We start from the raw sequence: 13098 nt of genomic DNA, 5'->3' as shown, positions 1-13098 counted from the left end.
AGAGCGGCCCGGCAGGAGGAACCCATGCGCGACTACCTGAAGTTCTACATCGACGGCCAGTGGGTCGAAGCCAAGTCCGACAAGACGGTGGACGTCATCAATCCCGCGACCGAAGCTGTCGCCGGCCGGGTGACCCTGGGCTCGGTGGAAGACGTCGATCTCGCCGTCCGCGCCGCCCGCAAGGCCTTCGCCAGCTATTCCCAGACCAGCCGCGAGGAGCGCATCGACCTGCTCGAGCGGATCATCGCCGAGTACCAGAAGCGCTTCGAGGACATGGCGAAAGCCATCACCGAGGAGATGGGCGCGCCCGCGTGGCTGGCCCAACGCGCCCAGGCGGCCATGGGCATCGCCCACGTCCAGACCTCGCTGCAGGTGCTCAAGGACTACAGGTTCGAGGAAGATCGCGGCACCACGCGCCTGGTCAAGGAGCCGATCGGCGTCTGCGCCTTCATCACGCCGTGGAACTGGCCGGTGAACCAGATCGCCTGCAAGGTCGCGCCCGCCCTGGCCGTCGGCTGCACCATGGTGCTCAAGCCCTCGGAAGTCGCGCCGTTCTCGGCCTGGGTGTGGACCGAGATCCTCGAGGCCGCCGGCGTGCCGGCCGGCGTTTTCAACCTGGTCAATGGCGACGGCCCCACGGTCGGCGCGGCCCTGTCCAGCCATCCTGAAGTCGACATGGTGTCGTTCACCGGCTCGACCCGGGCCGGCATCGAGGTGGCCAGGAACGCCGCCCCGACCGTCAAGCGCGTGCATCAGGAGCTGGGCGGCAAGAGCCCCAACATCATCCTCGACGACGCCGACTTCCAGCGCGCCGTCGGCGGCGGCGTGGCCTCGGTGATGATGAACTCGGGCCAGTCGTGCAACGCGCCTACCCGTATGCTGGTCCCGGCCAAGCGCATGGACGAGGTGATCGCCATCGCCAAGGCCGCCGCCGAGGCCCACACGGTGGGCGACCCCAACGGCAATTCCAAGCTCGGCCCCGTGGTCTCCGAGGTGCAGTGGACCAAGATCCAGGGCCTGATCCAGAAGGGCGTCGACGAGGGCGCGACCCTGGTGTCCGGCGGTCCGGGCAAGCCCGAGGGCCTGGAGACCGGCTACTACGTCAAGCCGACCGTCTTCGCCAACGTCACCCCCGACATGACCATCGCCAAGGAAGAGATCTTCGGCCCGGTGCTGTCGATCCTCGGCTACGACAGCGTCGACCAGGCCGTGGCGATCGGCAACGACACCGAGTACGGCCTGGCGGCCTATGTCTCGGGGACCGACGCGGGCGAGGTGCGCAAGGTGGCGAGCAAGCTGCGCGCCGGCCAGGTCAACCTCAATGGCGCCAGCCCCGACCTGATGGCGCCGTTCGGCGGCTACAAGATGAGCGGCAACGGCCGCGAATGGGGCGACCACGCCTTCGGCGAGTTCCTCGAAACCAAGGCCATCCTCGGCTACGCGCCCAAGCAGGCGGCGGAGTAACCGATCGCGCCCCACCGAGCTCCCCTTCTCCCATAGGGAGAAGGAGGGGCCCGCGCCGGAGGCGTGGGAGGATGAGGGGTTACGAGGCCGGCCGGCGCGCCGGCAGGATCGTGGACAAAGCGGTGAGGGCGTAACCCCTCACCCTCCCACCGCTGCGCGGCGGGCCCCTCCCTCTCCCTATGGGAGAGGTTTTCAGAGGCGTATCACCAGCTCACGCTGGCCCGGGTCAGCACCAGGGTCTTGTCCGAGATCCCCCAGCCCATCAGGCCTTCCGGCTTGGCGCCGGGCGAGGGGGCGGCGCGGGGCCAGCCTTCGCGGGTTTCCAGGGCGGCGGCCTCGACGCGGCCGGCGCCGTTCAGGCGGCTGAAGCTGAGGGTCACGCCGTTGGGATCGGGGGCGTGGTAGGTCAGGCTGGTCCACTCGCCGTGCCTGGTGGTCAGGGGGATGGGGCGGCCGTTCAGGCGCGCGCCGGCCAGCATGCCGTCGGGCTTGATGCGCAGGGTGACGTATTCGGCGCCGGGGCCGGGGATCACCCGCACCAGCAGGCGCTCGCCGGCGTGCTCCATGATCAGCTGCGGCGGATCCAGCGGCACGGGCCGAGCCTCGGCCATCCAGACCTTGGAGCGGAAGAACGGCGGCAGCTCCTTCTGGGCCGGTGTCCCGCCCTGGGCGGTCAGGGCGCCGCGCGACCAGGCGTCCAGGCGCGGCAAGGTCGAGATCCGCCAGGCCTGGCCGCTGGACAGGTCCGACAGGTGGGCGGCCTCGGTCAGTTCCGGACGGGCCGGCGTGGCGCCGGCCAGCACGGCGTAGGCGACGAGGCCCGCGCCGGCCATGGCGACCAGGGTGGCCGGGATGGCCGCCAGCTTCAGGGCCGAGAAGTCGTGGGCCAGGGGGATCAGGGCGGGCAGGGCCAAGAGGCCGAACGCCGCCAGGATCGCCGGCAGGGTCACGCCGAGGCCGGCGAAGGTCCACGCGCCCCAGGCGCCGACCTGGGTGACGACCAGCACCGCCGCCAGGGCGACGAAGAAGGTCAGGGCCCAGGCCACGCGGCGGTCGCGCGTGCCGCCCTTGGCCAGCACCAGCACGGCGGCCAGGGCGGCGACCAGCAGCGGCCACACCGCCATCACCGAGCCGCCGGGCAGCAGGATCATGGCCGCCACGGCGATGGCCAGCAGGCCGACGAGGGCCCCGATCCAGGCGCCCAGAACGCCGACCGGCTTGCCCAGCGAGGCCCAGACCAGCAAGGCGCTGGCGACGCCCAGCCCGGCCCCGACCGGGTCGAGCGCCGGCGGTCCGCCGGTCAGGCAGGTCGCGCCGCCGGCGGCCAGGGCCAGGAGGCTGGGCCAGATCCGCGCCGCGCCCTTGGCCTGGCCGATGACCACCGCCAGGGCCACGCCGACCAGGATGGCGGTGCAGCCCAGCAGCAGCGGGTCGAAGCGGCCCAGCAGGGCGTAGTGGGCCTGCAGGTCGGCGATATGCAGCAGCTTGCCGGCCAGGTGCAGGACGAGGGCGCCGGAGGTTCCCACCAGCAGGAAGCCGCAAAGACCCTTGAGAAGCTCGACGACGCTGGTCCCCCGGATCATCAGGCCGCGGACCAGGGCGTACAGCACCAGCACGCCGGCCAGGACCAGCAGGCCCCAGGCGACCTCGACCGGATAGCTGACCAGGAACAGGCCGAAGACGTCGGAATAGATCGCGTTGGGCGCCTTGCCTGGCAGGGTCTGGGCCGCAGCCAGGGCGCGGGCGGTGGGCAGCACCTGGTCGCCGAAGTGCTGCAGGCTGCCCTGGTCGAGGTGGTCGGCCTTGGCCAGCGGGGTGTGATAGGCCAGCTGGTCGTCGATGAAGGCGAAGTTCAGCCCCGGCAGGCCGGCCTTCACCGCGTGGGTGAAGTCGGTGTCGTTGGGCATCTTCTCGTAGACCGCCGCGGCCAGGGAGTTGGCGGCGGGACGGCGGGCCTCGCGGGCGAAGAGGGCCATCAGGGCGCCGTTCTGCGGGCCGGTCTGGAACATGGCGGCCCGGCCGCTGTCGCCGCGCGCCTCCATGTTGATCACCACCCCGACCTTCTGGCGCAGCGGGTCGCGGGCGAAGAAGGCGTCGGCGCCCAGGAGGCCCTGCTCCTCGCCGTCGGTGAACAGGAAGATCACGTCGCGGGCCGGCGTCGGGCCGGCCTTCAGGGCGCGGGCGATCTCCAGCGCGGCGGCCACGCCGGCGGCGTCGTCGGCCGCGCCCGGCGAATTGGCCACCGAGTCGTAGTGGCTCATGATCAGCACGGCGGGCCTTGAGCGGTCGGCGCCAGGCAGCACGCCGATGACGTTCTGCACCGAGCCGGCCGTTAGCCAGCGTCCGTCGTTGCGCGGGCTGGTATAGCCCTCGTCGGCGCGGACCGACAGCTCCAGCCCCAGAGAGGAGATGCGGCTCATCAGGTGATCGCGCACCCGCACGATGTCGGTCGAGCCCGTGGGGTGGGGCCGAAGAGCGATGGTCCGCACGTCGGCCATGGCGCGCTGCGCCGAGAAGGCGTCGGGCGGGGCGGTGGCGGGAACGACGGGCGGCGATCGCTGCGCCAGGGCCGCCAGGGCCAGGCCCAGCAGCAGGCAGATCCAGAATCCGAGCAGTCTGATCGCTTTCATGCGCGGCTCGCCCTCGCGTCCATCCCCCGTCCCAGGCGAGGGTGCGGGTGTTCGCGCGCGGGGGGAACGGGAAAGGCGGGGATGCGGAACGAAAATGGTCGAAGGCGCTAGGGTTTTCCCCAGTATGGCGGTCCCCAGAAGCCGGGCTATGCGTCGGACTATCCGTCATTTCTACCGAGGTCATCGATGAGCATCGTTCCCGCCTTCGCGATCCTGGCCATGCTGGCCGGCGCACCGCCCCAGGCGACGGGGCCGACCGAAGCCGGCGGCCGGGCGATCGCCATTTCCGGGACCGACCACGTCGAGACCCTGTCGTGCGACGGCCGCGCGGTGACGATCACCGGCGTGGACAACACCGTCACCCTGACCGGGGTGTGCAGGAGCGTGCAGATCTCCGGCAGCGGCAACACGGTGACCGCGACCATCGCGCCCGGCGGGGCGCTGTCGGTCACGGGCACCGACCAGAAGGTGCGCTGGCGCTCCACCGGCGAGGTCCGCCGCAGCGTGACCGGCGTCGACAACCAGGTCGTGCGGGAGAAGTAGAGGGGAGTCTTCCCCGCCGTTGCGCCTGCCGCGCGCCGCTGGCACGGTCGCCGCCAAGCGGTCTTCAGCGCCGCGTGGAGGCGCCGCCTTGACCCCGTTCCACCACCTGCTGGCCAACAACCTCGTGGCCAACATCACCAACTTCACGGTCTGGTTCGCCCTGACCTTCTACGTCTATCTGGAGACCCGCTCGGTGTTCGCCACCGGCATGATCGCGGGCGTCTATCTGGTGCTGACGGCGGGGTGCGGATTCTGGTTCGGCAGCCTCGTCGACCATCACCGCAAGAAGACGGCGATGCTGGGGTCCAGCCTCGCCTCGCTGGGGCTCTACGTCGTGGCGCTGGCGGTGCACGAACTGGCGCCGAAAGGCGCCATCGCCGATGTCGGCCGGCCCTGGCTGTGGGCGTTCATCGGCCTGTGCATGCTGGGCGTCATCGCCGGCAACATCCGGAGCGTGGCCCTGCCCACCTTGGTGACGATCCTCATTCCCGAGGGCGAGCGCGACAAGGCCAACGGTCTGGTGGGCATGGTCAGCGGCATCGGCTTCCTGACCACCTCGGTGATCAGCGGCTTCCTGGTGGCCTGGGGCGGGATGCGGCTCAGCCTCGCCTTCGCCCTGGCCCTGACGCTGGCGGCCCTAGTCCATCTGCTGGCCGTGCGGGTCGACGAGCCGCGCGCCGTCGCCGAGGCGGGCGAGCACGCCGCCCCGCGCCGGGTGGACATCGCAGGCACTGTGCGGGTGATCGCCAGCGTGCCGGGTCTCTTCGCCCTGATCCTGTTCGCCAGCTTCAACAACTTTCTGGGCGGGATCTTCATGGCCCTGCTCGACGCCTATGGCCTGTCGCTGGTGTCGGTGCAGGTCTGGGGGCTGCTGTTCGGCGTGCTGTCGACGGCCTTCATTCTCAGCGGGATCGTCATCGCGCGCACGGGCCTGGGACCCAGCCCCTTGCGCACCCTGCTGCTGGTCAATCTGATCACCTGGGCCGTCTGCTGCGTCTTCACCCTGCAATCGTCGATCTGGCTGCTAGCGGGCGGCTGCTTCGTCTGGATGCTGCTGGGGCCCTATGCCGAGGCCGCCGAGCAGACCACCCTGCAGAAGGTGGTGCCTTTGGAGCGTCAGGGCCGGGTCTTCGGCTTCGCCCAGTCGGTGGAGCAGGCCGCCTCGCCGCTGACCGCCTTCCTGATCGGCCCGCTGACCCAATTCGTGGTCATCCCGTTCATGACGAACGGCGCGGGCGCGGCGACCATCGGCGACTGGTTCGGACGCGGACCCGACCGGGGGATCGCGCTGGTGTTCACCGCGGCCGGCGTCGTCGGGGTGCTGGCCACGATCGCGGCCTTCAACTCGCGGCCCTACCGGCAGCTGAAGGCGGCGTATGCGGCGGGCTAGGAGGCTGCCCTAGAACGGATGCGGCGCGTGGTAGTAGAGGGTGACGCGCTCGATCTGGCCGTTGATCCCCAGGACCACCTCGACGTCGCAGACGATCCTCCCCGGGCCTTCCGGCAGCAGCGTGATCTTGTAGGGAACCCACAGGGGGTTGTCCGAAGCCGGCTTGCTGATCTCGAACGGCCGGTCGAAGTCGGCCTTCAGGAAAACGTCGCGCGGAGCGAGCTTGGCCTGCGGATAGGCGGCCGGCGCGCCCGACAGCAGGCCGAAATAGAGCTTTCCGTCGCCCCGCAGGCCATCCTGCGCGGCCTTCAGCTTGCCGATCAGGGCGATAGCTGCCTCGCGATCCAGGCCGGCGAGCCGGGCCTCCTCGGCCGTGGGCGCGGGCGGCGCGGCCCAGGCCGGCGCGGCGGTCATGGCGACGGCGGCGATCGCCAGCGCCCGGATCAGGATCGACATGAACAACGCCCCCATTTGCCCGCGGCGATCATGGGCGCCGCTCGGAAGAACGTCGATCCCAAAAAAGAAAAAGGGCGGCCCGCGAAGGCCGCCCTTTCCCTGCCCCAGGGGCCCGTCGCCGGGCCCCTTAGCCTTATGTGATCAGAACTTCGCCCGCAGGGTCACGCCGTAGGTGCGCGGCGCGCCGAGGAAGGCGTCGTAGGTGAGGGTGTCGGCGGCGGGGTTGTAGACCTTGTTGGTCGCCGACAGGCCCGACGAGCCTTGCAGCGGGCCGTTGAACACCACCTGGTAGTAGTCCTCGTCGAACAGGTTCTGGGCCCACAGCTCGACGGCCCACTTGTCGTCGGCGTCGCCCAGGCCGACGCGGGCGTTCACCAGGGTGAAGGCGTCCTGCTTCTTGAACGGGAACAGGTCCGAGCCGGTGTTGTATTCCGAGGAATACTTGGCGCCGATGTTGTACTTGGCCTTCAGCGTGCCGCCGACGGCGTGCTCGTAGCTGATCGAGCCCGAGGCCGACCATTCCGGCGCGAACGACATCTGCGAGCCCGGCAGCAGGGCCAGGGCGTTGGTCGGGTCGTTGGCCACCAGCTGGTCGCCATACTCGGTCTTGGCGTAGGTCAGGCCGCTCTGGACGGTCAGGCCGCGCACCGGAGTGAACCACAGGAAGTCGACGTCGACGCCCTTGGAGGTCACTTCCTCGACCGAGCGCACCGCGAACGAGGTGCCCAGGAAGGTGTTCAGCTGGAAGTCCGAGAACTTCTGGTAGAAGCCGGTGACGTTGAACAGCACCGTGCGGTTGAACAGGGTGTTCTTCAGGCCCAGCTCGTAGCTGTCGACGAATTCGGCCGGGAACGAGGTGTCGGTGATCGGCACGACGCCGACGCCGCCCGAGGGCGTGCCGTTCGACGACTGGGTGCGGTCGAGGTTGAAGCCGCTGCCCTTGTAGCCGCGGGCGTACGAACCGTAGGCGAACACCGACGGGTTCAGGCGGTAGCTGGCCTTGACCGTGCCGGTCCACTCACGCTCGCTGAGGCTCTGCTCGGTGCCGCGGCCGTTGAACAGCGGGTTGGCCCAGGGCAGGCACATGTTGCCGACGACGGTCGAGACGATGCTGGTGCCCGTGGCCGTGCCGAACAGGGCGGCCGGCACGCCGCGACCGACCAGGGTCGAGGCGACGCGGGCCTGGCCCGCCGGGGTCAGCAGCACGCCGCAGGCGTTGGACGCGCCGGTCTGGTAGGTCGACAGGTCCTTCTCTTCGGCCGTGTAGCGCAGGCCGACGGTGAGGTCGAAGGCGTCGGTGATCTTCAGCGTGTTGTTGGTGAACAGCGCCACGGTCTTGGAGCGCTGCTTGTAGGTGTCGTGCAGGCCAGTCCCGGCCGTGAACGAGCTGCCGTAGGGCAGAGCGGTGACCTGCGAGGCGAACAGCGCGCTGTTGGCCTGGTTGACCGTGATGCCGGCCGGGGCCAGGGCGCCGGCGACGCCCGACAGGACGATCGTCGACATGTAGGCTTCGTAGTCGGCGCCGAAGCGGAAGTTGGCCTCGTTGTCCAGGCGCTCGTCGGCCAGGAAGGCGCCGACCAGCCAGTTCAGGCGCTCGGTGCTGCCGGCCAGGCGCAGTTCCTGGCTGAAGGTGGTGAACTCGGCGTAGTTGGTGCCGTCCTTGGCGCGGTAGGTGATGTCGGCGGCGGTGAAGTCGCTGTCCTGGCCGCTGTCGATGCGCCAGTTGCGGATGGCGCTGATCGAGGTCAGCGTGCCGATCGGCAGGTCGATATCGGCCTGCAGCGAGATCCCCTTGTCCTCGATCTCCTGCGGCGCGCCGCGGTTGGAATAGGCCACGCGGTCGAACGGCCGGGCAGGGTTGGCGATGCCGGGGCCGGTCGACAGGGCGTTGACCACGGCCGAGGTGGGGCCGGTGCGGATCTGCACGGCGCCGCAGCAGTTTTCATCGCGCTTGGTGTAGTCGGCGATGATCTTGAAGGTCGAGTTGTCGTCGGGCACGAACAGCAGCTGGCCGCGCACGGTGTAGAAGTTCTGGTCGGCGTCCTGCTTCTCGGTGCTGGGGCCCTCGCCCGTCACCACGTCGTTGAAGCCGTCGCGCTGGCGGGCCGCGGCGTAGAGGCGGCCGGCCCACTTGTCGCTGCCGAACAGCGGGCCGGTGACCGAGGCCGCCGCGCCCTTGGCGTCGTAGTTGCCGACCGTGACCTCGGCGTTGGCGCCGAAGCCGAACTCCGGCTCCTTGGTCATGATGTTGATGACGCCGGCCGAGGTGTTCTTGCCGAACAGGGTGCCCTGCGGACCTTTAAGCACCTCGATGCGGTCCATTTCGCCCAGGTCGCCGAACGACACGCCGTTGCGCGGGCGGTAGACGCCGTCGATCACCACGCCGACCGAGCTTTCCAGGCCGGGGTTGTCGCCGACGGTGCCGACGCCGCGGATGCGGGCGGTGGTCGAGGCTTCCGACGTGGTCGAGGTGACGGTCAGGCCCGGCGTCAGGATCGTCAGGTCCTTGATGTCGCGCACGCCGGTGTCCTGCAGCAGCTTGGCGCCGACCGCGGTGACCACCACCGGGGTGTCCTGCAGGTTCTGCTCGCGCTTCTGGGCGGTGACGATGATGCTGTCGACGGTAAGGGTTTCGGGCTCCTGGGCGGCCGCCGCGGCCGGGTCCTGAGCATGGGCGACGCCGACGGCGGCGACGCCCGCGAGCACGACGGCGGAGGCCGTGCCGCGAAGCACCTGGGTAAAGCGCATTTCCTACCTCGGTTCGTTATGACGAGAGCGCTTGCACCGCCCCCGCCGGTTTTTTGATTGGCCTTCACCCGAACGATCGTTCGAATGGACAGCCAATGGTTATGGGCGGCTGGTATGCTCGGCAAGCGAAAACCTTGCTGTGAAACGGTTCCAAGGTTCCTGTTGCGAAACTGCGACAGCGTTATGCGAACATGCCGGGCTTCTTAAAAACCCGATCCGGGGTCGCTCCCTTGCGCGCGAGGGGCGGCGGGCGCATCTGGCGTCCATGCCGGTTTCCCCACGCTACCGCCCCGATTCCCGCTTCGCCCTGCTGGGCGGAGAGTTCGCCGATCCGGTCGAGGCCGCCGACTTTCCTGAAACGATCCTGCGGTTCCGCAATGATCGGGCCGCTTTGACGGTAGGGCTGGAGAGCCTGACCGACGCCGAGTGGATCGCCCATTTCGGCAGGTTCGCCCCCCTGCCGGACGCCCAGCCGAGCCCGCTGGCCATGCGCTATCACGGCCACCAGTTCCGCTCGTACAATCCCGAACTCGGCGACGGCCGGGGCTTCCTGTTCGCGCAGGTGCGGGAAGAGGAGACCGGTCGCCTGCTCGACCTGGCCACCAAGGGCTCTGGCCAGACGCCGTGGTCGCGGCATGGCGACGGCCGCCTGACCCTGAAGGGCGGCATGCGCGAAATCCTGGCGGCCGGCCTGCTGGAGGCGCTGGGCGTTCCCACCTCGCGGGCCTTTTCCCTGATCGAGACCGGCGAGGCCCTGACCCGCGGCGACGAGCCCAGCCCGACCCGCTCGGCGGTGCTGACCAGGCTTTCGCACAGTCACATCCGCTTCGGGACCTTCCAGCGCCTGGCCTATTTCGAGCGGGCCGACCTGATCTCCACGATGGTCGACCACGTGGTCGAGACCTATTTCCCGCACTTGGCCGAGGCCCCCGACCGGCCCACGGCGATGTTCGCCGAGGTAGTGGCCCGCACCGCCCGCCTCATCGCCCGCTGGATGACCGCCGGCTTCGTGCACGGCGTGCTCAACACCGACAACATGGTCGTCACCGGCGAGAGCTTCGACTACGGCCCCTGGCGCTTCCTGCCGCGCAACGACCCCAACTTCACGGCCGCCTATTTCGACCATTCGGGCCTCTACAGCTTCGGCCGCCAGCCGGAGGCGGGGTTCTGGAACCTGCAGCAGCTGGCCGCTTGCCTCGTTCTGGTCACTCCGGACCAGACGGGCCTGATCGCCGCCCTCAACGGCTTTTCCGACGCCTACAAGGACGGCCTGCGCGAGGCGATGATCGCGCGGCTTGCGGTCAAGAGCCGGGGCGCGGAGGCCGACGTCGAACTGGTCAACGCCGCCTTCAAGGCCCTGGCCGAGGGGAGCAAGCTGTCCGGCGGCGAGGCCCTGCGCTGGGAGCCGTTCTTCTTCGACTGGTTCGGCGGCGAGGCCTCGCAGGCCCGCGCGCTGGAGGGCCCGCGCGGCGGCCTCTACCAGGATCCGGTCTTCGCCGACTTCCGTTCACGGCTGGCGGGCTTCGAGCCCGACCGCCCCGAGCGCCTGGAAAATCCCGTGTTCGGACGAACCGAGCCGGAGGAGCTGCTGATCGAGGAGGTCGAGGCCTTGTGGGCGCCGATCGACCAGGCCGACGACTGGGCGCCGCTCAACGACAAGCTGGCGCGGATCGAGGACGCGAGAAAGGCTTACGGCCTCGATGTGTGAACTGGACGACTGACATAAGTTTGAGGCATTTATGCCGCATGCTGAGTTTTCCGGAGTCGCACCCGGAACCAACGTCAAGCTTGCGATTTAAGCGTGCTGGACGGCGGTCTATCAACCCCGCGGCCGACCCCTTCCCCCGAGGGCGGCGGGACAAGGTGGAGAATAACGCATGCGCATCTTCCAACCGATCATGCTGGTCTGCGCCGTGGCCCTGTCGTTCATCGGCGCCCTCGGCCTGCCGGGCTGCGCCCGCGCCATCGGCGAAGCGCTCTCGGACAAGCCGGAACTGGCTTAAGCGCCCTTCTCCCCTTGCGGGAGAAGGTGTCATCCGCAGGATGACGGATGAGGGGTCTCTCAAACGGGAGACGCCTCGCCCAGCCCATCTGCCGTCTCGGCGGCGCCGGTCGTCGACCCCTCACCCGACCTGCTTCGCAGGCCACCCTCTCCCGCAAGGGGAGAGGGATATATCTGCCACACCGCCCGCAACTTCCGCGCGCGCCGCTCGCCCGCCCCTGGCGCGGGTCGGCATAACCCTGTAATCGCCCGCCTCCCGATAAGGACCTCGAAGACCATGGCGCGCAAAGCCCCAGCCTTCATGACCGTCAGCTACCAACTCGACCTGCAGGTCGAGGGTAATGACGCGTGCATGCTGGAGGGGAAGACGGCCTAGGTCCGAAAGGATTTCGGGAAGTACGAAGAAAACCCCTCCTGGCCTTGGCCGGAGGGGTTTTTCGTTTTGCGCGGAAATTCCTCCGACCATGACGCCGGGAGGGGCGGATTGGAAAGGAGAAGCCCATGAGCGGCTTCACGCACATCGAAAGCGGGGGCGCGCCGATCAAGGCGTGGACCCAAGGGGTGCCGATCGAGGATTCGGCGCTCAAGCAGCTGCGCAACGTCGCCAGCCTGCCGTTCATCCACAAGCACGTGGCGGTGATGCCCGACGTGCACTGGGGCATGGGCGCGACCGTGGGCTCGGTGATCCCGACGTATAAGGCGATCATCCCGGCCGCCGTGGGCGTCGACATCGGCTGCGGCATGATGGCGGTGCGCACCTCGATCCGCGCCGAGCACCTGCCCGACAACCTGTTCGGCATTCGCTCGTCGATCGAGGCGGCCGTGCCGCACGGCCGCACCGACAACGGCGGGCGCAACGACAAGGGCGCCTGGCAGACCGAGCCCCCGGCGATCGCCGCGGCCAAGTGGGCCGACCTGAAGGAAGGGTACGACGACATCGTCGCGCGCAATCCCAAGGCCGGCCACCCGCGCGGGTTCGGGCACCTGGGCACGCTGGGCACGGGCAACCACTTCGTCGAGCTGTGCCTCGACGAGGCCGGCGACGTGTGGGTGATGCTGCACTCGGGCTCGCGCGGGGTCGGCAACCGGTTCGGGACCTACTTCATCGAGCGGGCCAAGCACGAAATGCGCCGCTGGTTCATCAACCTGCCCGATGAAGACCTGGCCTACTTCGCCGAAGGCTCGGACGGTTTCGTCGACTACGTGCGGGCGGTGGCCTGGGCGCAGAAGTACGCCCGCGCCAACCGCGAGGTGATGATGGACCAGGTCCTCTCGGTGCTCCGCGGGCGCTTCCCGGATCTGGTGGTGACGCAGGAAGCGGTGAACTGTCACCACAACTACGTCTCCAAGGAAAAGCACTTCGGCAAGGACGTCTACCTGACCCGCAAGGGCGCGGTGTCGGCCAAGGCCGGGGAGCTGGGCATCATCCCCGGTTCGATGGGCGCCAAGTCGTTCATCGTGCGCGGCAAGGGCAACCCGGACTCGTTCTGCACCTGCTCCCACGGGGCGGGCCGCGCGATGAGCCGCAACGAAGCCAAGCGCCGGTTCACGGTGGAGGACCACGTCGCGGCCACGGCCGGCGTGGAATGCCGCAAGGACGAAGGCGTGATCGACGAAACCCCGATGGCCTATAAGGACATCGACGCGGTCATGGCCGCCCAGAGCGATCTGGTGGAGATCGTCCACACGCTGCGCCAGGTGGTGTGCGTGAAGGGCTAGCCGCGTGACAGCCGAAAGTGTGTGCGGTTTCGGCGGCCGTCACGCGGCCGCTTGGAGACGAGCCTGCATGCAGGCTCTAGGACGCCGTCCGGTCGCAAGACCGGGCGGCGTTTCCGCGTGGGCCTACCCATTGTGGGCGGGCGGTG

The 13098-nt window shown here is 69.2% G+C and carries 9 protein-coding genes; 6 read left to right on the top strand and 3 right to left on the bottom strand.

Annotated features, from left to right (window positions below; genetic code table 11):
• Positions 1-24 precede the first annotated feature (24 nt).
• Entirely contained in the window at positions 25-1464 is a 1440-nt protein-coding gene (locus P7A99_RS19030) for an aldehyde dehydrogenase family protein (RefSeq protein ID WP_277795329.1), read from the top strand.
• A gap of 203 nt (positions 1465-1667) precedes the next feature.
• On the opposite strand, the gene P7A99_RS19025 is transcribed toward P7A99_RS19030, so the two are convergent.
• Positions 1668-4094, bottom strand: coding sequence for a M20/M25/M40 family metallo-hydrolase (locus tag P7A99_RS19025; protein WP_277795328.1), 2427 nt, complete (start codon positions 4092-4094; stop codon positions 1668-1670).
• 186 nt (positions 4095-4280) lie between these two features.
• Here P7A99_RS19025 and P7A99_RS19020 point away from each other — a divergent pair, with 186 nt between their 5' ends.
• Together P7A99_RS19020 and P7A99_RS19015 are read left to right on the top strand one after the other, a co-directional pair.
• Positions 4281-4637, top strand: a complete 357-nt coding sequence (locus P7A99_RS19020) for a DUF3060 domain-containing protein (protein WP_277795327.1) — start codon at positions 4281-4283, stop codon at positions 4635-4637.
• Between the two features lie 88 nt (positions 4638-4725).
• Positions 4726-6027: an MFS transporter gene (locus tag P7A99_RS19015; RefSeq protein WP_277795326.1), complete on the top strand. Its 1302-nt coding sequence runs from the start codon at positions 4726-4728 to the stop codon at positions 6025-6027.
• Between the two features lie 9 nt (positions 6028-6036).
• On the opposite strand, the gene P7A99_RS19010 is transcribed toward P7A99_RS19015, so the two are convergent.
• Positions 6037-6483, bottom strand: coding sequence for a hypothetical protein (locus tag P7A99_RS19010; RefSeq protein ID WP_277795325.1), 447 nt, complete (start codon positions 6481-6483; stop codon positions 6037-6039).
• 141 nt (positions 6484-6624) lie between these two features.
• Positions 6625-9231, bottom strand: a complete 2607-nt coding sequence (locus P7A99_RS19005; RefSeq protein ID WP_277795324.1) for a TonB-dependent receptor — start codon at positions 9229-9231, stop codon at positions 6625-6627.
• Between the two features lie 265 nt (positions 9232-9496).
• On the opposite strand from P7A99_RS19005, the gene P7A99_RS19000 reads away from it, so the two are divergent.
• The 3 genes from P7A99_RS19000 (at position 9497) to P7A99_RS18990 (ending at position 12952) form a co-directional block, all read left to right on the top strand.
• On the top strand, positions 9497-10939 hold the full coding sequence (locus tag P7A99_RS19000) for a protein adenylyltransferase SelO (RefSeq protein WP_431307691.1): 1443 nt from the start codon (positions 9497-9499) through the stop codon (positions 10937-10939).
• A 169-nt stretch (positions 10940-11108) separates the two neighbouring features.
• Positions 11109-11234: a hypothetical protein gene (locus P7A99_RS18995; protein WP_058349058.1), complete on the top strand. Its 126-nt coding sequence runs from the start codon at positions 11109-11111 to the stop codon at positions 11232-11234.
• A 500-nt stretch (positions 11235-11734) separates the two neighbouring features.
• Positions 11735-12952, top strand: a complete 1218-nt coding sequence (locus P7A99_RS18990) for an RtcB family protein (protein WP_277795323.1) — start codon at positions 11735-11737, stop codon at positions 12950-12952.
• The last annotated feature ends 146 nt before the right edge of the window (positions 12953-13098 follow it).

The sequence above is a fragment of the Caulobacter endophyticus genome, from assembly GCF_029543245.1.
GTDB lineage: Bacteria > Pseudomonadota > Alphaproteobacteria > Caulobacterales > Caulobacteraceae > Caulobacter > Caulobacter endophyticus_A.
The sequence above is the reverse complement of the archived record's forward strand: the minus strand, read 5'-3'. Positions and strand labels throughout refer to the sequence as shown.

Bases quoted from the DNA above. Each gene is read 5' to 3' on its own strand.
- P7A99_RS19020 (WP_277795327.1), top strand. From the start codon at position 4,281: ATGAGCATCGTTCCCGCCTTCGCGATCCTGGCCATGCTGGCCGGCGCA.
- P7A99_RS19000 (WP_431307691.1), top strand. From the start codon at position 9,497: ATGCCGGTTTCCCCACGCTACCGCCCCGATTCCCGCTTCGCCCTGCTG.
- P7A99_RS18995 (WP_058349058.1), top strand. From the start codon at position 11,109: ATGCGCATCTTCCAACCGATCATGCTGGTCTGCGCCGTGGCCCTGTCG.
- P7A99_RS19025 (WP_277795328.1), bottom strand. From the start codon at position 4,094: ATGAAAGCGATCAGACTGCTCGGATTCTGGATCTGCCTGCTGCTGGGC.
- P7A99_RS19005 (WP_277795324.1), bottom strand. From the start codon at position 9,231: ATGCGCTTTACCCAGGTGCTTCGCGGCACGGCCTCCGCCGTCGTGCTC.
- P7A99_RS19030 (WP_277795329.1), top strand. From the start codon at position 25: ATGCGCGACTACCTGAAGTTCTACATCGACGGCCAGTGGGTCGAAGCC.
- P7A99_RS19010 (WP_277795325.1), bottom strand. From the start codon at position 6,483: ATGTCGATCCTGATCCGGGCGCTGGCGATCGCCGCCGTCGCCATGACC.
- P7A99_RS18990 (WP_277795323.1), top strand. From the start codon at position 11,735: ATGAGCGGCTTCACGCACATCGAAAGCGGGGGCGCGCCGATCAAGGCG.